This is a genomic window from Brachybacterium halotolerans subsp. kimchii, from assembly GCF_020792675.1.
In the GTDB taxonomy this organism is placed as follows: domain Bacteria; phylum Actinomycetota; class Actinomycetes; order Actinomycetales; family Dermabacteraceae; genus Brachybacterium; species Brachybacterium halotolerans.
Map to the genome: position 1 here is coordinate 1964688 of NZ_CP086254.1, position 18896 is coordinate 1983583.

Sequence of the window (18896 nt, forward strand, 5' to 3'; positions counted from 1 at the left end):
GACCGCTCAGGCCCTCCGCCACGTCTGACGGGCGAACACCGACGCGTAGGCGGCCGTGCAGGCGGCGAGGGTGAGACCGGCGAGGGCGCGTCCGGCGGCCGGGTCGAGATCCCCGCGCAGGACGAGCACGATCGCCGCATCCGCCCCCAGGCAGCCGACCAGCGCGGCGGCGACGTGCAGCATGTGGGCCTGGACCAGGCGGAACAGGGCGAAGTGCGCCGCGACGATGAAGGCGACCGCCGGCACGACCAGGGCGCCGTGCCCTGTCCTGCCCAGCAGGACGCAGACGAGCGGGATCACGAGCACCTCGATGCCGGCGAAGATCCCGGCCGCCCGGCCGGAGACGAGCCCTCCGCGCTCCCTGTCGCGCCGTGCGGACCGGGGTCGGCCGCCCCCGCTCCGGGGAGCCCGTCGGCCGCGCACCAGGGCGACCGCGCCCATGATGACGGCGAGCCCTCCGAGCACCATGCCGATGACGGCGATGACGGGGAGCGTTTCCAGGGCGTTGGAGGACCAGGCGGTCGTCATGAGTCCCATGAAGACGGTGAGGCCGGCGAAGACGCGTCGTTCGGTGGTCATGGGTCGATCCTGCCGATCCGGCGGGCGCGCCGGATCCGTTCCCTGTCACTCCCGGCCCATGGCAACCGTCATCGAGGTGCGACGGGGACCGTGCTCATCCGCGCGAGGACCCGCGCCGCACCAGCTCCGGGCTGAAGCGCACGTGCCGGTCCACGGCGTCGGCCCCGGCGCCGATCTTCTCCTCGAGCAGGGCGAGGGCCGTGCGGCCCATGAGCTCGGAGGGCTGGGCGATGGAGGTCAGCGGGACCACGGTGCTGCGGGCGAAGGCGATGTCGTCGTAGCCGACCATCGCGATCTCATCGGGCACGGCGATCCCGGCCTCGTAGGCGAAGGCCTGCATCATGCCGACGGCCACGAGGTCGTTCACGCAGAACACACCGTCGGGCCGGTCCCCAGGTGAGCGCTCGGCGATCTCGGAGCCGGCGGCGCGCCCGGCGAGGACGCTGAGGTCGTCGGCCTCGATGAGCTCGAGCTCGAGCCCGGCCTCCGCGGCGGCGGCCTCGGCGCCCTCGATGCGGGCGGAGACCTGATGGAGGTCCCCGCGGGCGAAGACCATGGCGGGGCGCCGCGCACCGCCCTCGACGAGGTGGGCGACGGCCAGGCGTCCTCCCTCGACGTCGTCCACGGAGACGGTCGAGCCGCCGGCGCCCCCGCCCGAGCGTCCGCCCGAGCCTCGTTCCCCCTCGTCCTCGACCATCACCACGGGGGTGCCGCGGTCGACGATCGAGCGGACCAGCTCGCGGTCGGTGCCCGCGGAGGCGAGGAGGATGCCGCGCACGCGCTGCTCCTCGAAGAGGGAGAGGTAGAGCTTCTCGCGCTCGGCGCTGTTGCCCGAGCTGCCCACGATCACGGCGAGCCCGGAGTCCTCGGCGGCGGCCTCCATGCCGTGCACGAGGTCGGCATAGAAGGGGTTCGTCGAGTCCAGGACGATCGCGCCGACGGTCCGCGAACGCCCCATCTTCAGCAGGCGCGCGGCGTCGTTGCGCACGTAGCCGAGCTCGGCGATGGCCTGCTCGACGCGGGCCCGACGGTCCGCGGAGACGATGTCGGGACGGTTCAGCACGTTCGAGACGGTGCCCACGGACACCCCGGCCGCACGGGCCACGTCCTTCATGCCGACCGGTCGCGAGTTCCCCACGGGGCCGACGCTACCCCACGACGCACCCATGACCGGCGGGATCCCGGCGAGGAGCCCTGCGGTCCCGCCCACGCAGCCGAACGCGGTCCCGCCCGCGGGCACACCCCCGGTCCCGCACGCGCACGAAGGCACGCGCCCATCGACCCACATGCCGCACCACTCTTGCAACGTTTCATCAACCGTGGTGGACTGACACCGCACCGCGTCCCGCACGGCACCGCGCCGGGCACGCCGCGGCCCCGACACCGTCGTCCTCCGCAGGAGCAGCCCTCATGTCCTCCGCCACCACTCCCGCAGATCTCCTCGCGGACTCGCTCGCGATCACCGCGCCCGTGGACACCGGCCGCCTGCCGGTCCTGAGCGGTGCCTTGACCCTCGCGCAGGATGCCGATCAGGTCACCCGTGCCACCCTCCATGCGACCTCCCACGGCGTCTTCGAGGCCGCGCTGAACGGGCTCCCCGTGACGGACTCGCTGCTCAACCCGGGATGGACGGTCTACGAGCGGCGCCTCCAAGTGCCCGCCTTCGATGTCACGGACCTCGTCCACGAGGCCCCGATCGAGGACCCGGACGCCCCGGCGCTGCGCCTGGACGTGACCCTCGCGGGCGGCTGGTGGCGCGGCGACCTGGGCTTCGAGAACGCCCATGCGAACTACGGGGACGATCTCGCCCTGCTCGCGGTCCTCGAGGTCGTCTTCGCCGACGGCACGGTCCAGTACCTGCGCACCGACGAGTCCTGGACGTCGCGCCTGACGGGCATCGAGCTCGCGAACATCTACCAGGGCCAGCGCGAGGACCGCCGCGTCGCCCCGTCGGCCCCCGAGCCGGTGCGGGTCGTCGAGATCGATCGCGCGACCCTGATACCGCAGACCTCGCCGCTGATCATCCGCCACGAGACACTCGCGCCGCAACGCATCTGGACCTCGCCGTCGGGCCGGACGCTGCTGGACTTCGGGCAGAACCTCGTGGGCTTCCTCCGCTTCTCGGTCACCGGCCCCGCCGGCACCGAGATCACGCTGCGCCATGCGGAGGTCCTCGAGCACGAGGAGCTCGGCACCCGTCCCCTGCGCGGCGCCGAGGCGACCGACCGCATCGTCCTGGCCGGGGATCCCGAGGGCGAGTTCTTCGAGCCCACCCTCACCTTCCACGGCTTCCGCTACGCGGAGGTCACCGGCTGGCCCGGCGAGCTCGCCGCGGAGGACATCGAGGCCGTCGTCGTCGGCTCCGACATCACCCGCACCGGCTGGTTCGAGAGCTCCCATCCGGGGGTGAACCAGCTGGTGAGCAACTCGGTCTGGTCGCAGCGCGGGAACTTCCTCGCCGTCCCCACGGACTGCCCGCAGCGCGACGAGCGCCTGGGCTGGACCGGAGACATCGCCGCCTTCGCCGCGACCGCCGCCTTCCAGTTCGACGTCGCGGACTTCCTGCACGCCTGGCTGCTGGATCTCGCCGCGGAGACCGCGGCGAACCCCGACGGCTGGGTCCCGTTCGTGATCCCCGACCTGCTCAAGCTCGCCCACCACGACCCCGAGGTCGAGGCCGCCGGATGGGCCGGGGCGACCGCGATCTGGGGCGATGCCGCGGTCTGGGTGCCCGAGGCCCTCTGGAACGCCTACGGCGACCTCGAGCGCCTGCGCGAGGAGTACCCGGGGATGGTGCTGCATCTGCGCAGCGTCGAGAAGGCCCTCTCCCCGAGCGGGCTGTGGGACACGGGGTTCCAGTTCGGCGACTGGCTGGATCCGGACGCCTCCCCGCACGCCCCCGCCGACGCGAAGGCCGACAAGGGCGTGGTCGCGGCGGCGTGCCTGGTGCGCTCCGCGCGCTTCGCGAGCCGCGCCGCCCATCTCATCGGCCGCGAGGAGGACGCCGCCTCCTGGCAGGATCTCGCCGATCGCGTCCTCACCGCGTTCACCGGCGCGTACGTGCACGAGGACGGCACGATCACCTCGGACTGCGCGACGGTCTACGCGCTCGCGATCTCCTTCGACCTGCTCGAGCCGCAGACCCGCGAGAAGGCCGGCGCGCGCCTGGCCGAGGTGGTGCGCGCGGCCGACTACCGCGTCTCCACCGGCTTCGCCGGCACCCCCTTCGTCACCTGGGCTCTCTCGGAGACCGGGCACGTCGAGGACGCCTACCGCCTGCTGCTCGAGGAGCAGTGCCCCTCGTGGCTCTACCCCGTCTCGATGGGCGCGACCACGATCTGGGAGCGCTGGGACTCGATGCTCCCCGACGGCTCCATCAACCCCGGCGAGATGACGAGCTTCAACCACTACGCCCTGGGCGCGGTCGCCGACTGGATCTACCAGGTCGTCCTCGGCATCCGCGCCGCGGAGCCCGGCTACCGCCGGATCCGCATCCAGCCGACCCCCGGCCCGGGCCTCGACCGGGCGCGCGGGGCGCTGGACTCACCGGTCGGCCGCATCGAGGTCTTCTGGAGCACCGAGGGGGCCGACGGTCCAGCGCACGACGGCCCGGCGGCCGACGAGGGGTTCCGGCTCGAGGTCACGATCCCCGAGGGGATCCTCGCCCAGATCGTCCTGCCCGACGGCCGGGTCGAGGAGGTCGTGGGCGGCTCTCACGCGTTCTGAGACGGCGCGGCGGACGTCGCCGGCGGGGGCGCTGCACCCCGCTCGGACGGCGCAGGCGGCGCGGTCGTCCCGCGCAGCACGAGCTCGGTGGGCAGAAGGCGGTGCAGCGGCACCACGTCGTCGCCCGCTCCGCGGTCGAGCAGCGCGTCGATCGCGGCCTCGCCGATCTCGGCGCGCGGCACGCGCACGGTGGTCAGCCCGGGTGCGAGCATGCCCGCGAACTCGATGTCGTCCCAGCCGATCACGCTGAGCGCGCCCGGGACGTCGACGCCCCGGCTGCGCAGGTGGTCGACGAGCCCGAGCGCCATCACGTCGTTGTAGACGAGCACCGCGCCCACGCCCGAGGCGAGCACGGCCTCGGCGGCCTGCGCCCCGCCGTCGGCCGTCGGCGGGAAGCGCCCCAGGTCCACCTGCTCCATGCCTGCCCCGCAGGCCAGTGCGATCGCCCGACGCCGATCGGCGTCCGAGCGGCTCGCCTCGGGGCCGCCCACGTAGCCGATGCGCGTGTGCCCGAGCTCCGCGAGGTGCCGCACGGCCTCGCCCACGCCGGGCTCGGGATCCGCGAGCACCCCCGGGAGGCCCGGATCGGTGCGGTTGACCAGGGCGAGGCGGGTGAGGCCCGCAGCCTCGCGCAGGCTCGCCTCGTCCATGCGGCTCGAGCACAGCACGATCCCGTCGACCTGCTGGGCGAGCGTCCGCACGAGCGGCAGCTCGCCCTCGGGCTCCTCCTCGGCGTCGGCCAGCAGCAGCTGCACGCGGCGCGCGCGGGCGCGTGCCCGGGCCCCCTTGAGCACCGCCGGGTAGAAGGGGTTCAGCAGGTCGGGGACGACCACCCCCACCACGTCGCGCCTGCCCGTGACCAGCGCGCGAGCGGTGGAGTTCGCGACGTAGCCGAGCTCCTGGGCGGCCTCGAGGATCCGCGTGCGGGTCGCCGCTCCCACCATGTCGGGGCGCTGGAAGGCGCGGGAGGCGGTCGCGACCGAGACCTGCGCCCGCGCGGCGACCTCCCGCAGCGTCGCGACCATCGGCTCCCCCTTCGTGCTCGCCCGCTCTCGTGCCCCCTCGAAGCGTCGCGGCCTCGACGTCGAAGCGGCGGCATCACCGTGCAACCGTTTCGAGGGCGGTGGGCGCACGGTCACTATATAGTCGTTCGAGCCCCGCGTTGCAAACGATTGCATCCCGGTGGGCCGCACGCCCCGGCACCCGTCCGGAACCGCCTCGGAGGCGGAGCCGGATCGCAGCCCGAGCCCCTGCGCCCCCGTCGTCGCCATCTCGAGGAGGAGACCCCATGACCACGTCGCTCACCCTGCACCCCCATCGCGCGCTGCCCGCGGATCCGGCGGTGCGGGACATCGCCGTGCGGATCTACGAGCAGGTCGCGAACCTTCCGCTGATCTCGATGCACGGGCACGTGGAGGCGCAGGCCTTCGCGGAGAACACGCCGTTCGCCGATCCCGCGCAGCTGCTGATCGTGCCCGACCACTACGTGACCCGCATGCTCGCCTCCCAGGGCATCTCCTACGACGCGCTGGGCCTCGCGCGCAGCGACGGCGGCGCGGTCGAGTCCGACTCCCGGAAGATCTGGCGCACCTTCTGCGAGAACTGGAAGCTCTACCGGGGCACCCCGTCGCGCTACTGGATCGAGCACGAGCTGGTCGAGGTCTTCGACGTCCACGAGATGCCGTCGGCCGAGTCCGCGGACCGCATCTACGACCAGATCGCCGCGGTCGTCGCGAGCGACGACTTCCGTCCCCAGCAGCTCCTGGACCGCTTCGACATCGAGATCATCTCGACCACGGACCCCGCGACCTCCGACCTCGCCTTCCACGCGAGCATCGCGGAGCAGGGCCTCGGCGAGCGCGTGGTCCCGACCTTCCGTCCGGACGCGGTCTTCCAGATCGGAGGCCCCGCATGGACGCGGGAGGTCGACGACCTCGCCGCGGTCTCCGGCATCGACACGGGCGACTTCTCGGGCTTCCTCGACGCGATCCGCGAGCGCCGCAGGGCCTTCGTCGCCGCCGGCGCGCGCGCCTCGGACCACGGGCACCTGCGGGCCGACACGACGCCGATGGATCCGGCCGACGCCGCTGCGCTCTATGCCCGCGTGCGCGCCGGGGAGCGGCCCAGCCGCGAGGAGGCCTTCGCCTTCGAGGCCCACATGCTGTTCATGACCGCCGAGATGTCCTGCGAGGACGGCCTGGTCATGCAGATCCACCCCGGGGTGCTGCGCGATCACCACTCGGGCGTGCTGGAGACCTACGGCAAGGACAAGGGCTACGACATCCCCGTGCCCGTGGACTATGCGCGCGGCGTGCAGCCCATGCTCGACCGCTTCGGCCGCGACCCGCGCTTCCACTGCATCCTGTTCACGATCGACGAGACCGTCTACTCGCGCGAGCTCGCCCCGATCGCCGGCACCTACCCCTCGGTGCGCCTCGGCGCCCCGTGGTGGTTCCTCGACTCGCCCGACGGCATGCGCCGCTTCCGCGAGCTCGCCACGGAGACCGCCGGGTTCTTCAACATGTCGGGCTTCGTCGACGACACCCGCGCCTTCGCCTCCATCCCCGCGCGCCACGACCTCTCGCGCCGCGTGGACGCCGGCTACCTCGCGAACCTGGTCGCCGAGCATCGCCTGGGCGAGGACGAGGCGACCGAGGTCGCGATCGACCTCTCGACCACCCTCCCCCGCGCGGCCTACCCGCCCATCGCCCGCTGAGTCGGCGCCGCCCGCACGGGCGTCCGCACCGCAGCCCGCCCGCACCCTCGCCACCGCACCGCTTCCTGGAGGTCAGCACCGTGAGCACCCCGTCCACCCCTGACGCCGCGGCATCCGCCGCCGGCGCCGCCCCGTCCGCGGGCGGCCGCCTCGTCCACCTGGGCATCGGCAACTTCTCCCGCGCCCACACGCTGCCGTACACGGCGGACGCCGGCGCGGGCGAGGACGCGTGGCGCGTGAGCGCCTTCACCGGCCGCTCCCCCGCGATCGCCGAGACGCTCGAGGCGCAGGGGAACCGCTACGGCCTCGTCGTCCGCGGGGCCGAGGGCGACCAGGTGCGCCTTCTGGACGTCCTCGACGAGGTCCGCCCCGCGTCCGACCTCGAGGCCCTGCAGCGCCTGAGCGCGGATCCCGAGGTGTCCGTGGTGACGCTGACGATCACCGAGAAGGGGTACGCGGCGGGCGACGACCCCGCCGTCTCCGCCCCCGCGCGCCTCGCGCTCGGCCTGCGCGCGCGCCGCGAGGCCGGCGTCGAGGAGCCGATCGCGCTGGTCTCGTGCGACAACCTGCCGGGCAACGGGGAGGTGCTGCGCGAGGCGGTGCTCTCCGCGGCCGACGCGGACACCCGCGACTGGTTCGACGACCACGTGGACGTCATCTCCACGATGGTCGACCGGATCACCCCGGCCGCGAGCGCCGAGGACCAGCGGGTCGTCGAGGAGGCCACGGGCTTCGCCGACCGCGCGACCGTGGTCACCGAGCCCTTCACCGAGTGGGTCGTCCAGGACGCGTTCCGTGGTCGGCGCCCGGCCTGGGAGACGGCGGGCGCGCAGCTCGTCGAGGACGTCGAGGTGCACGAGAAGCGCAAGCTGCGTCTGCTCAACGGCGCCCACTCCCTCATGGCCTACGCGGGCCAGCTCGCCGGTCACGAGCGCGTGGACCAGGCGATCTCCGACCCGGCCGTGCGTGCTCTGGTCGACGCCCTCTGGGCCGACGCCCGCGCGACCCTGCCCCTGCCCGCCGCGGAGCTCGACGCCTACACGGCCGCGCTCGTCGAGCGCTTCGAGAACCCGCGCATGGCAGACGCCCTGGACCGGATAGCGGCCGACGGCTCGGTGAAGCTCACGGTGCGCGCTCTGCCCGTGATCGCCGACCGCGGCGGCCCCGCGCAGGCGTCCGGCGCCCTCGCGCTCGTCGCGGCCTGGACCGTCTTCGTCACCTGGCGCGTCGCCAGGGGCACGGCGTTCTCGGATCCGCGGGCCGACGAGATCTCCGGGGCCGCCCGCCTCGAGGATCCGACGGCGCGCGTGCAGGCCCTGCTCGACATGGTCATCGACGGCGGCGCCCCGCAGGATCTCGTGGACGCGGTCGTCGCCGCCGAGGGGACGCTGCCCCGGGCCTGAGGCCCGGGGTCCGGGGCCCGGACGTGAGGCACGGGGTCCGGGGCCCGGCCTCAGCCCCTCAGGACCCGCAGCACCGGCACCTCGTGCAGGCCGCGGTGGACGTCCTCGAGGGTGCGATCGAGGTCCTGGAGGGCGAACCGGTCGCCGTACAGCCTCCGGGACTCCTCGACCATCGGGCCCGCATGCGGGTCGACGGCCGAGGCCCCGGCCGCGGTGGTCAGCACCGTCAGCCGCAGCCGGTGCGTCCCCGGGCGCAGACGGTCGGTGAGATCGAGGCGGTGCGGTGCCCGCCAGATGATCCCGGCCCGCTCGCTGTCGACCTCGACCACGGCGATCTCCCCCACGGGCGGTCGCACCTCGGCGCGGAAGCCCTGCGCGCCGTCCGGCCGAGGCATCGGGGTGCACGGCCCCAGGTCGAGCTCGACGCGTGCGCCGGCCGGCACCTGCTCCGCCCCGATCCGGACTTCGATCTCGTAGTCGCCGCGCGAGCGCTCCGGCGGGAGCTCCCCCTCCCAGCTGTGCGGCAGGGTCACTTCGCGCTCCGCGTCCCCCGCGCTGGTGAAGGTCCACGGCCCCGTGAGGGCGAGCTGCGCGTGCGGCTCCGCCCGTGACGCGACGCCGTCGACCGACGCCGCGTCACCGTGCGCGTCGGTCCGGTCCGGCTCGTCGTCGCTCCCGATCAGCACGAGCGCCTGGTACGGGTGCAGTTCGAGGGTGATCGTCCCGTCGTCGACGCCGCCCTCGTCCCCGGCCTCGTCCTTGCCAACGTCCTCGCCCTCCGCGCCCTCCGCCTCGGCCGAGGACCGATCCGCGAGTGCGCGGCGTCCGCCGTCGTCCGGGTCGAGGAGCTCCCAGCGCGCCCGGGACGTGCGCGGGATGATCGCGACGCGGCGCACCTCGCCGCCGGTGTTCGCCACCAGGTACAGGTCCCCGCCGTCCAGCCTGCGGTGCACCGTGCCGATCTCCCCGCCGTCGCCGCGGAGGGCGACATCGGGCGGGAGCGCGGAACGCAGGGCCGCGCCGAGGTCCGTCTCGGAGACCTGCTCCCGCGCAGGGCACGCCGGTGCCTCGACGGCGAGCACGGTGCCGCCCGCCGCACGCACCGCGTCGAGCCACGCGCGCGTCCGCTCCGGCATCCGCGTCGCCCGGGCGACCACGACCACGGGATATGCGTCCGGTGCGAGGGTCTCGAGCGCGGGGTCGTCCACGAGGTCGAAGTCCCAGCCTCCCGTGCGGATCGCCGCCGGGATCCGAGGGCCGATGAGGTCGCGCGCGGCCTTGAACAGGTCGAAGCCGCCGGCGTGGGCGGCGCGGGCGTCGTCGGCGGGCACCAGCACGGCCACGTCGGCGACCCGCTCCCCGCGGCGCAGCGCCCCGCAGAGCCGGGCGAGCGAGGTGGTGAGCTCCGGCATCGCCGGCCACCACGGATTCCTGTCGTCCAGCGCTCCGGCGGCGTAGAAGCGCCACCCCAGTCCCGGCGCCTCGGGCGGCGAGTACGGCCAGCCGTGGCCGACGAACCGGGTGATGCCCGAGAGCAGGTGGTCGTGCGCCTCGGCCCGCAGGTCCAGCGGCGTCGCGCGGAAGGAGGGCGAGTGCACCCACGTCCACACCTCGCTCGAGACCACGCCGTGCCCCAGCAGGTGCGCGGCGGAGGACGCCCAGCGGCAGGCCGTGATCTCCTTCCAGCCCGCCCCCTCCCCCTCGACGAGGTCGGCCGAGCGGTAGGCGCTGAGCGTCACCGGCGGCTCGCCGTAGGCCTGGACGCGGAAGGGGACGCCGTGGCCTGCGGCCCAGTCGCGGCACACGGCCAGGAAGTTCTCCTCGACGAGCTCGCCGAGGGTGCGGCCCATGTCGATCCGCAGCTGCGCGGTGTCCGGCCCTTCGCCGTCCGCCTCCTCGGTGACGAGGCGGTGCAGCACGGGCACGGGGTCGTAGCCGCGGCGCCGCGCGAACTCCTCGGGCAGCCGCGGCGTCCAGCCCGCCTCGTACACCTCGAGGCTGTCGCAGAACACCGAGCCCAGCAGCGCGGCGGGCACGGCGCCGAGCAGCGCCTCGCCCACGACGTCGAGATGGTGCCGGGTCGCGTCGGCGTTGAGGTGGTCGAGCACGGGTCCCTCGGCCCCGGCCGACGACCGTTTGACCTGCTGCCTGGTCACCTCCGACCAGGCCAGCAGCACGGTGCGGGGCCCGAGCCCGGCGGGGATCCGCAGCACCTCGGCACCCTGCGTGGCAGGCACGTGCGTCCACTGCGCCGGTGCCGTGCCCTCCCCGACATAGGCGCCCACGAGGTCGTCGCCCGGCCAGGTGCCCCGGGCCGGGACGTCCAGCGGCGCCGGGGAGATCTCGCGGCGCTCCCAGCGCAGGCGCCGCGAGGCGTGCTCGGGCCCGATGTGGGGTCCGCCGAACGACCAGCCGCTGCCGAGCGTCACGTCCAGCCGCAGGCCGAGCTCCCGCGCCCGCTCGGCGGCGTGGCGCAGGGCCGCGAGCATCCGCGGCGAGCCGAAGCGGTCCGTCGTCTCCCGCAGCGGGTGGACGAAGGCGACCTCGGCGCCGCCGAGGCCGGCGGCGGCCATGGCCTCGAGCTCGCGGTCGATCTCCCCGAGCTCCTGGTCGGGCCCGAACCACCACCAGCGCATCATCGGCCGGTCGACCGGATCCGGGTCCTGCCACCCGCTGCGCAGTGCGGAGATGGTGCGGGCTTCCGCGTCCGCCGTGCCCGCTCCGTCTGCCGCCTCTGCTCCGCCGCCCGTGCCTGCTCCGTCACCCGTGCCTGCTCCGCCTCCCGCCCGGATCCCGCTCATCGCGCGCTCGGTCAGCGCGCCGGCACGGCGGCGAAGGAGGCGAGGTGGCGCGAGATGTGCGGGACGAGCACCCCGGTGTACCGGTCGTGGTGGGCGCGCAGATCCGCCGCGAAACGCTCGCGCAGCGCGGTCCCGTCGGCAAGGACCGCGGTGAGGGAGTCGCCGTAGCCGACGTGCAGGATCTGCCGGGCGTCGTCGCTGTCCCGCACGAGCTGCACGAGGTCGTCCGCGCCCTGGCCGGAGAGCTCGCTCGGGGTGCGGTCCTCGTGCGCGGAGACCTGGTAGGAGGCCTTCGCCCGCGCGTAGGCCTCCCGCGAGATGCCCCAGACGGCGGCGAACAGCTCGGGGTTCGCCGCGGCCACGACCTCGAGGGCGCACAGGTACGAGGTGCCGGAGGTCTTCAGGTGGACGAGCCCGTCGGTGGCCTCGAGGGCGAGCGGGTAGATCGCGAACTTGTCGGACCCGGAGTGCAGCGAGATCTTGTAGCCGCCGTGCAGCTCGCCGATCGCGTGGTGGACCTCGAGGTTGCGTCGCAGCTCCTCCCGGTCGCCGCGGAACTCGAGGCCCTTCTCGAAGCCGTCGACGTAGCGGGGGGCGAAGGAGAACCAGCTGACGCCGAGCCTCTCGAGCTCGGTCGCGAGGTAGTGGTGCTCGAAGAAGGTGGTCTGCCAGGCCGTCTCGTCAACCGCGATCTCGACCTCCACGGCGGGCTCGCCCCCGTGCGCGCCGGGCGCGCCCTCGGGTGCGTGCGCGAGCAGGTGGCGGTGCAGGCGCGCGGCCTCGGCGACCGCCCCGCCGTACTTCACGGCGGCGGTGAGGATCTCCGCGTCCGACGGCGCGATCCGCTCCCCCGCGGCCTCGATGTCGAGGCCCCGGTAGCGGGCGAGGAGATCGGTCCGGGTGTCCTCGAGCGCCTCCCAGGGCAGGTCGTCGATCTGCTGATCGGTGATGCCGCCGGTGACGTCCTGGACCATGTCGCCGGGGTCGAGGGTGAACATGCGGAACCCGGCATCGAGCCCGCGGTCGATGCCCTCGGTGGTCTTGATGTGGTCGCAGTCCGCCCCGTATCCGCGCTCCCATCCGGCTTCGACCAGGCCGAACACCGCGTCGTCGAGGACCTCGCGCGCGCTGCGCCCGAGCCGGTCCATCTCGCGGATCGACTGCTGGGCCAGCACGGGGAAGACTCCTCCGCCGGATTCTGCGAAGGCGCGCGACTGCCCGGCGGTCGCGAGGCCGGTGCGGTCGCCGGTGCCCACCGAGGTGCGGTGCCCGCTCACGAGCCGCGGACGCAGCGCCGGCACCGCCGCACGCAGGGCGAGCGCGTTGGCGTGGCTCGCCGGCCCCTCGAGGACCGCCCCGTCGGCCGTCTCGGAGACGGTCCCTTCGAACGCGGCCAGGTCCGCTTGGCGGGCGGCGCGCAGCAGCAGGCTGCTCCGCTCGCGGGTGCGGACCACGTCGGCCTGCAGGGTGTCGGTGCTCAGGGTCATCGGGATTCTCCTCCGGTGGGGTCGGATGCGCGGCGGTACTGGGGCGCGAGGGCCGACGCGGTGGTCTCGTGGACCGCGTCCGGATCGGCGAAGGGGGCGCCGATGCGGCTGAACGGCGCGCCGGCGTGGAGCGCCCGGCCCATCCAGTCCTCGATGTCGCGGACGACGGGGTGGGCGGCTTGGCCCTCTCCGTCCCAGGTGATGTGCTCGGGGCCGATGGGCCGCGGGTCGGGACCGCTCTGGGTGGCTTCGAGGACGGTGGTGAAGGCCTCGGTGCGCTCGAGCGAGGAGAGCAGCGGCGCGGACGAGTCCTCGCCGTCGTCGAGATGATCGCGGCGGTCGGGACGATAGAGGCGGTCGGGATGATCGAGGTGATCGAGGAGGTCGACGAGCAGATCCCTGCGTCCGAGGGACTCCTGCGTGCGCACCTCGGAGGCGTCGACGAGCTCGAGATGATCCGTCGTGTACTCGAGGCGGGCGCGCCCCTTCTCCCCGCGGATCTCGATCCAGGGGTCGCTCTGCGAGGGCGCGGTGGTCACGAGCGCCGCCTGGACGAAGGGTCCGGGGCCCGCGGGATCCACCCGCAGGTAGGTGGTGTCATCGGCCTCGATGTCGTGGGCGCGGCGCAGCTCGGTGGTGATCCGCGCGATGTCGCCCCGGCGGGAGATGCCCGCGATCTGCAGGGCGAGGTCGACGGCGTGGGCGAGGGGGTTGGTGGCGACGCCGTCGGCCACTCGTCGGCCGTCCATGCGTCGCCTGCCCGCCCAGGGGCTGCGCGCGTAGTAGGCGCGGTCGCGCATCCAGGCGCCGAAGGCGTCGACGCTGCGCACCTCGCCCAGCGCGCCGGAGGCGAGCAGCTTTCGCATCCGCGCGGCTCCGCCTCCGCCGCGTGCCTGGAAGCCGACCTGGACCGCGCGTCCTGCCTCGCTCGCCGCGCGCAGCAGGTCCTCGTGATCGGCGAGGGAGGGCACGGGCGGCTTCTCGAGGTAGAGGTGGCAGCCGGCGGCGAGGCCCTCTCGGGCCAGGTCGGCGTGGGTGGTGATGGGCGTGGCGATGATCAGCACCTCGGGCGCCTCGTCGGCTCCCTCGAGCAGTGCTGCGAGGCTCGGGAACCACGGGGCGCCGATCCCCGGCTCGGGCTCGGCGACGTCGACGACACCCACCAGGCGGATCCGCCCGCTCTCGCGCAGCGGCGCCATCTGCCGCAGGTGCACGGCGCCGAAGCCCCGCGTGCCGATGAGCGCGATGGGCCGCGCCGCACCCGCCTGTCCCGCGCTCATCGACCGATCCCCATGAACTCCTCGACGTCGACGGCCTGCCCGGTCTCGATCGAGGCGTTGCCGCAGATGCCGATGGAGATCGCGCGCAGGCCGTCGTGCCAGTCGGCCGCGCGGGCCAGCGGATCCGCCCCCTCACCGCGAGCGCGCCCGCGGAAGACCTCGGCGAGCATGAGCGCGTCGCCGCCGCCGTGCGCCCCCTCTCCCTGCGGGATCTCGATCTCCTGGGCGGTCTCGAAATGACGCTGCAGGACGAGTCTCTCGCCGGCGCGGCGAGCCCCCTCGCCCTCGTCGTCCACCCGCACGGCGCTCGGGTCGACCACCGCGTCGCGCTCGGGCCTGCCGTCCTCCTCGCCCCGCTGCCGGGGGTTCGTGAGCACGGCCGTGCGCTCGACGACCTCGAGCTCGACGCGCCCCTCGGTGCCGTTGACGGCGACCCGGTAGCCCTCCCAGGGGCTGTGGGCGTTCAGCGCGTAGGTCAGGGTGAGGCCGCTGTCGAAGTCGACGATCGCCGTGAGGTTGTCCTCCGTGGTGACGCCGGGCGCGAAGACGTCCTGATCGCGGCGGTAGCCGTCGTGCTGCTCCTGGTCGAGGTAGAGCTCCTTCAGGCGGGGATCGCTGCGCAGGTCGAGCTCGAAGGGACCGTGCGGACCGTCGTGCGTGCCGCGCTCGGCGGCCGGCCCCTCTCCCCTCTCCTGCGCCGCCCGATCGCCGTAGAAGCGCACGCCGCCGCGCGCAGAGACGGTCCGGGGGTGGGCGTCGATCCACCAGGAGGCGAGGTCGAAGTGGTGGGAGGCCTTGTGGACGAACAGCCCGCCCGAGTTCGCCTTGTCGCGGTGCCAGCGCCGGAAGTAATCGGCGCCGTGCGCGGTGTCCAGCACCCACTCGAAGACCATCGAGACCGGCGTGCCGATCCGGCCGTCGGCGATCACCTTGCGCAGGGCGCTGTTGCGCGGCGAGTAGCGGTAGTTGAAGGTGACGGTCACGCTGCGGCCGGTGCGGCGCACGGCCTCCTCGATCATCCGCGCCTTCTCCGCGTCGATCGTCAGCGGCTTCTCGACGACGACGTCGGCCCCGGCCTCGAGGCTGCGCACGATGTGCTCGGCATGGAACCGGTCCATGGAGGTCACGATCATGCGCTCGATGCCCTGCTCGGCGATCACGTCCTCGAGGTGCTCGGGGCCGACGGCGGGGACGCCCTCGAGCGCCGCGTAGTGCTCGCGATACCACTGCATGCGCCCGGGATTCGTGTCGAACAGGGCGACGAGCTCGGCGACGTCGGCATGGGGGCCGGTGATCGCGTCGATGTACATCTGGCTGCGATGACCGGTGCCGATCAGGCCGTAGCGGGTGCTCATGCGGTCTCCTTCGGGACGTCTGGAACGGAACAGGCCTCGCGCGGCCGACGCATCCCGCTCATTTGATCCCCGTCGTCGCGAATCCTCGGATCACGAACCTCTGGCCGAGGAGGAAGACGATGAAGAGGGGGACGAGCGACAGGACGGACATGGCGAACATGGCGCCCCAGTCGGAGGTGCCCTGGGAGTCGAGGAAGGCTCGCAGAGCCAGCGGGACGGTGAAGTTGTCCGGCGTGGTGAGGTAGATGAGGGAGCCGAAGAAGTCGTTCCACATCCACATGAACGTGAAGATCACCGTGGTCGCGATCGCGGGCGTCATCAGCGGCAGGATCACGCGGAAGAAGATGCGGAAATGTCCGCAGCCGTCGATGCGGGCGGCCTCGTCGAGCTCCCGGGGAATGCCCCGGATGAACTGCACCATGAGGAACACGAAGAACGCATCGGTCGCGAGGAATTTCGGGAGGATGAGCGGGAGCATCGTGTTCACCCACCCGGTCTGGGAGAACATGATGTATTGCGGGACGATGACCACGTGGATGGGGAGCATCAGCGTCATCAGCATGACCGCGAACGCGATGTTCCGGCCCCAGAACTTGAGGCGGGCGAAGGCGTAGGCGGTGAGGGAGCAGGCGATGACGTTCCCGATCACGCAGCCCAGGACCAGCAGGGTCGAGTTGATGAGGTAGTGGGAGAACGGCTGGGACAGAGCGTTCCATCCGTTGACGTAGTTCTCGGTGTTGAAGCTGATCGGGAGCAGACCGGGATTGCGGAAGATCTCGGTGTTGGGGCGCAGGGAGCTGACGATCATCCACAGCAGCGGATAGATCATGACCAGCGAGGCGATGATGAGGATCGCGTGGCGGACGATCGGCCCTACGCGCCGGGTGCGGCGGGGACGGGTCTTCGCCTGGTCGTCCGTGCGGTGCCCGCGGCCGACGGGCGCGGCGGCGGCGTCGGCGCCTGCGGGGCGGAAGGGGCCGCTGGTGGTGAGTTGATCAGTCATCGTAGAACACCCAGAACTTGGAGACGAAGAAGTTGATGGCGGTGAAGATCGCGACGATGATCAGGAGCAGCCAGGCCATCGCGGAGGCGTAACCCATGTCGAACTGGGTGAAGCCCTTCTGGTAGAGGTACAGCGTGTAGAAGAGGGTGGAGTCGGAGGGGCCGCCGGTGCCCCCGGAGACGACGAACGCCTGGGTGAACGACTGGAAGGCGTTGATCACCTGCAGGACCAGGTTGAAGAAGATGATCGGGGTCAGCAGGGGCAGGGTGATCGCGGTGAAGCGCCGCCAGCGTCCGGCGCCGTCGACCTCGGCGGCCTCGTAGTACATCTGGGGGATCTGGCGCAGGCCCGCGAGGAAGATGATCATCGGGGAGCCGAACGTCCACACGTGCAGCAGGATGATCGTGCCCAGCGCGGTGGACGGGTCGGAGATCCAGCCGGGCAGGTTCGTGAAGCCGAGCATGCCCGCGATCTGGTTGACCAGGCCGCCGGTGCCGAACATCTGGCGCCACAGGATCGCGATCGCGACCGACCCGCCCAGCAGGGAGGGCAGGTAGAAGATCGAGCGGTAGAACGAGAGCCCCTTGATGCCCTCGTTGAGCAGGACCGCGAGGGCGAGGGCGAGGGCGAGCTGGAGAGGAACCCCCACGATCACGTAGATCAGGGTGACCTTGAGCGAAGTCATCAGCCGGGCGTCGTGGAACATGTCCACGAAGTTCTGCAGGCCGATCCACTTGGGGGCGGCCAGCAGGCTGTAGTCCGTGAACGAGAGGTACAGCGAGGCGATCATCGGGATCAGGGTGATCCCGAGCAGGCCCAGCAGCCACGGCGCCATGAACACCAGGGCCGGTTTGTTGTCCGGGTGCTTCTCACGCACCCCGCCCCGTCCACGGCCCTTCGCCATGGACGTGAGCTCACCGATAGCACTCATCACTCATCCTTCCTCGAGAGGTCCTCACCGTCCGGTCCGGGACCGGTTCAGACGGTGATCGCCGACGTGAGCTGATCCAGCAGGTCCTTCCCGGCGGCCTTGGTGTCGGTGCGGCCGAACAGGAGGTCCTCCCCGCACCGCGTGAGGATGTCCTCGAACTGGCCGCCGCCCTGCGGGGTGATGACGGGGGCGTCGCCCAGCTCGTCCGCGATCGACTCGATGAAGTCGACGGCCTTGATGTCGGCGTCGGTGAGGTCGTCCGCGATCGCCTCGCGGACCGTCAGGTTGGCGGGCACGCCGCGCTCGGCGAGCAGCAGCCTCCCCGCGTCCTCGCTGTTGACGAGCCAGTCGACGAAGGCGACGGCCTGCTCCTTGGCGGTCGTCTTCGCGGAGACCGCGAAGTACATCGAGGCCTTGTACCAGAGCTGCGCGTCGACGGCCTTCCCGGTCATCGACGGCATGCGCAGCACGTGGACCTTCCCGCCCGCGGCGGTGTCGTAGGCGACGACCTGGTTGGACCAGGCGACCTGGAGGGCGCACTTGCCGGTGGCGAACAGGGACTGGTCCACGGACTGGCCGGCCTCCTCGACCGACACGGACGCGTCGGGCGCGGCCTTCGTCTCCTGCAGGGACTTCGCGTAGGCGAGGAACTTCTCGGCGTCCTCGGCCGCGAAGCCGGCACCATCGGCCGAGTACTGGTCCTTGCCGAGCTGGCGCATGTACACCTGGAAGGTCGCCTGGACCAGGCCGACCTGCTGGACTCCGAAGACGCCGTCGTCGGTGGCCTGCGTGATGTCCGCGGCGAGGGATGCGAGGTCGTCCCAGGTCCAGGTGGTGTCGTCGGGCAGGTCGATGCCCGCGTCCGCGAACACGGCGGCGTTCGCGAGCAGCACCGGTGCGTTGATGCCGGCGTTGATGGCGAGCAGACCCTTGTCCGGGACCTCACCCGCCGCGACCGAGCTGTCCTCGAAGTCGCCCGTCTCCAGACCGGCCTTCTCGAGGTCGAGCAGCGCACCGCGGTTGCCGTACTCGCTGAGGTACTTCTCGTCCATCTGGACGACGTCGGGCATGTCGCCGCCTGCGACCTGCGTGGCGAGCTTGTCCCAGTAGCCCGACCAGTCGGCCGGCTCCGCGGAGATGCTCAGATCGGACTCGGCCTCGCCATAGGCGTCGATCGCGCCGCGGGTGGCCTTGTCGCGCACGGCGTTCCCCCACCACATGAACCGGAGGGCGGAGGAGCCGTCGCCGCCCGAGGCCTCCGAGCTCGAGCGGTTGGGGCCGCAGGCGGCCAGGGTCAGCGCCGTGGGCACGGCGAGGGTGAGGGCGAGGGCTTCGCGTCGGGTGTGCACGTGATCTCCTTCGATCAGGGCTGCTGCGCGGATTGGGGTGGGGTGAGGGGGTGGGGTGAGGGGGTGCGGCTCTGCGGGCGGAGCGGGAGGATGCGGGTCTCTCATGGCCGACGGCCGTGCGCCGGAGGGCGGACGACGAGCCGCGGGTGACGGGCCACGGGCGGCCGCTCGCGGGACTGCGGCCGATGGTCACGGTCGTCGACGACCGTGCGGTGGGCAGATTCTAAGCAGAGGACGCTGTCCGAATGCAAACGTTCTCATAGCGG

Annotated in this window: 13 protein-coding genes; 3 read left to right on the forward strand and 10 right to left on the reverse strand. The window is 72.7% G+C overall.

Annotation, left to right across the window (positions count from 1 at the left end; genetic code table 11):
- Positions 1-6: 6 nt before the first annotated feature.
- Positions 7-579: a hypothetical protein gene (locus Bra3105_RS08970; protein WP_228359529.1), complete on the reverse strand. Its 573-nt coding sequence runs from the start codon at positions 577-579 to the stop codon at positions 7-9.
- Positions 580-673: 94 nt separating this feature from the next.
- On the reverse strand, positions 674-1717 hold the full coding sequence (locus Bra3105_RS08975; RefSeq protein ID WP_228359530.1) for a LacI family DNA-binding transcriptional regulator: 1044 nt from the start codon (positions 1715-1717) through the stop codon (positions 674-676).
- A 272-nt stretch (positions 1718-1989) separates the two neighbouring features.
- Here Bra3105_RS08975 and Bra3105_RS08980 point away from each other — a divergent pair, with 272 nt between their 5' ends.
- A complete protein-coding gene (locus tag Bra3105_RS08980; RefSeq protein WP_228359531.1) occupies positions 1990-4305 on the forward strand; it encodes an alpha-L-rhamnosidase in 2316 nt (771 codons plus the stop codon).
- Here Bra3105_RS08980 and Bra3105_RS08985 read toward each other — a convergent pair.
- Positions 4293-5330: a LacI family DNA-binding transcriptional regulator gene (locus Bra3105_RS08985; protein WP_228359532.1), complete on the reverse strand. Its 1038-nt coding sequence runs from the start codon at positions 5328-5330 to the stop codon at positions 4293-4295. The two genes, Bra3105_RS08980 and Bra3105_RS08985, sit on opposite strands and share 13 nt — an antisense overlap.
- A gap of 263 nt (positions 5331-5593) precedes the next feature.
- Between Bra3105_RS08985 and uxaC the strand changes: the two genes are divergently transcribed.
- Together uxaC and Bra3105_RS08995 are read left to right on the forward strand one after the other, a co-directional pair.
- On the forward strand, positions 5594-7021 hold the full coding sequence (gene uxaC, locus Bra3105_RS08990; RefSeq protein WP_228359533.1) for a glucuronate isomerase: 1428 nt from the start codon (positions 5594-5596) through the stop codon (positions 7019-7021).
- A gap of 80 nt (positions 7022-7101) precedes the next feature.
- Positions 7102-8424 carry a mannitol dehydrogenase family protein gene (locus Bra3105_RS08995; RefSeq protein ID WP_228359534.1) on the forward strand — a complete coding sequence of 441 codons (1323 nt, stop codon included), beginning with the start codon at positions 7102-7104 and terminating at the stop codon, positions 8422-8424.
- Positions 8425-8474: 50 nt separating this feature from the next.
- On the opposite strand, the gene Bra3105_RS09000 is transcribed toward Bra3105_RS08995, so the two are convergent.
- The 7 genes from Bra3105_RS09000 to Bra3105_RS09030 are packed head-to-tail and all read right to left on the reverse strand — an operon-like array spanning position 8475 to position 18630.
- Positions 8475-11225, reverse strand: a complete 2751-nt coding sequence (locus Bra3105_RS09000) for a glycosyl hydrolase (protein ID WP_228359535.1) — start codon at positions 11223-11225, stop codon at positions 8475-8477.
- Between the two features lie 11 nt (positions 11226-11236).
- On the reverse strand, positions 11237-12712 hold the full coding sequence (locus Bra3105_RS09005) for a tagaturonate epimerase family protein (RefSeq protein WP_228359536.1): 1476 nt from the start codon (positions 12710-12712) through the stop codon (positions 11237-11239).
- Complete coding sequence (locus Bra3105_RS09010) at positions 12709-13992, reverse strand: Gfo/Idh/MocA family protein (protein ID WP_228359537.1); 1284 nt, start codon at positions 13990-13992, stop codon at positions 12709-12711. The genes Bra3105_RS09005 and Bra3105_RS09010 overlap by 4 nt, the downstream gene beginning before the upstream one ends.
- Positions 13989-15347, reverse strand: a complete 1359-nt coding sequence (locus tag Bra3105_RS09015) for a Gfo/Idh/MocA family oxidoreductase (RefSeq protein ID WP_228359538.1) — start codon at positions 15345-15347, stop codon at positions 13989-13991. The genes Bra3105_RS09010 and Bra3105_RS09015 overlap by 4 nt, the downstream gene beginning before the upstream one ends.
- Positions 15348-15405: 58 nt before the next feature.
- Positions 15406-16350 carry a carbohydrate ABC transporter permease gene (locus tag Bra3105_RS09020; RefSeq protein WP_228359539.1) on the reverse strand — a complete coding sequence of 315 codons (945 nt, stop codon included), beginning with the start codon at positions 16348-16350 and terminating at the stop codon, positions 15406-15408.
- The gene (locus tag Bra3105_RS09025; protein WP_228359540.1) at positions 16343-17281 is read right to left on the reverse strand and encodes a carbohydrate ABC transporter permease; all 939 of its coding nucleotides are present in this window, start codon (positions 17279-17281) and stop codon (positions 16343-16345) included. The genes Bra3105_RS09020 and Bra3105_RS09025 overlap by 8 nt, the downstream gene beginning before the upstream one ends.
- 47 nt (positions 17282-17328) lie before the next feature.
- Positions 17329-18630 carry an ABC transporter substrate-binding protein gene (locus tag Bra3105_RS09030; protein WP_228359541.1) on the reverse strand — a complete coding sequence of 434 codons (1302 nt, stop codon included), beginning with the start codon at positions 18628-18630 and terminating at the stop codon, positions 17329-17331.
- Positions 18631-18896 lie beyond the last annotated feature (266 nt).

Coding starts and splice junctions, on each gene's coding strand:
- Bra3105_RS08970 (WP_228359529.1), bottom strand. CDS start 579: ATGACCACCGAACGACGCGTCTTCGCCGGCCTCACCGTCTTCATGGGA.
- Bra3105_RS08980 (WP_228359531.1), top strand. CDS start 1,990: ATGTCCTCCGCCACCACTCCCGCAGATCTCCTCGCGGACTCGCTCGCG.
- Bra3105_RS08985 (WP_228359532.1), bottom strand. CDS start 5,330: ATGGTCGCGACGCTGCGGGAGGTCGCCGCGCGGGCGCAGGTCTCGGTC.
- uxaC (WP_228359533.1), top strand. CDS start 5,594: ATGACCACGTCGCTCACCCTGCACCCCCATCGCGCGCTGCCCGCGGAT.
- Bra3105_RS09000 (WP_228359535.1), bottom strand. CDS start 11,225: ATGAGCGGGATCCGGGCGGGAGGCGGAGCAGGCACGGGTGACGGAGCA.
- Bra3105_RS09005 (WP_228359536.1), bottom strand. CDS start 12,712: ATGACCCTGAGCACCGACACCCTGCAGGCCGACGTGGTCCGCACCCGC.
- Bra3105_RS09010 (WP_228359537.1), bottom strand. CDS start 13,992: ATGAGCGCGGGACAGGCGGGTGCGGCGCGGCCCATCGCGCTCATCGGC.
- Bra3105_RS09015 (WP_228359538.1), bottom strand. CDS start 15,347: ATGAGCACCCGCTACGGCCTGATCGGCACCGGTCATCGCAGCCAGATG.
- Bra3105_RS09020 (WP_228359539.1), bottom strand. CDS start 16,350: ATGACTGATCAACTCACCACCAGCGGCCCCTTCCGCCCCGCAGGCGCC.
- Bra3105_RS09025 (WP_228359540.1), bottom strand. CDS start 17,281: ATGAGTGCTATCGGTGAGCTCACGTCCATGGCGAAGGGCCGTGGACGG.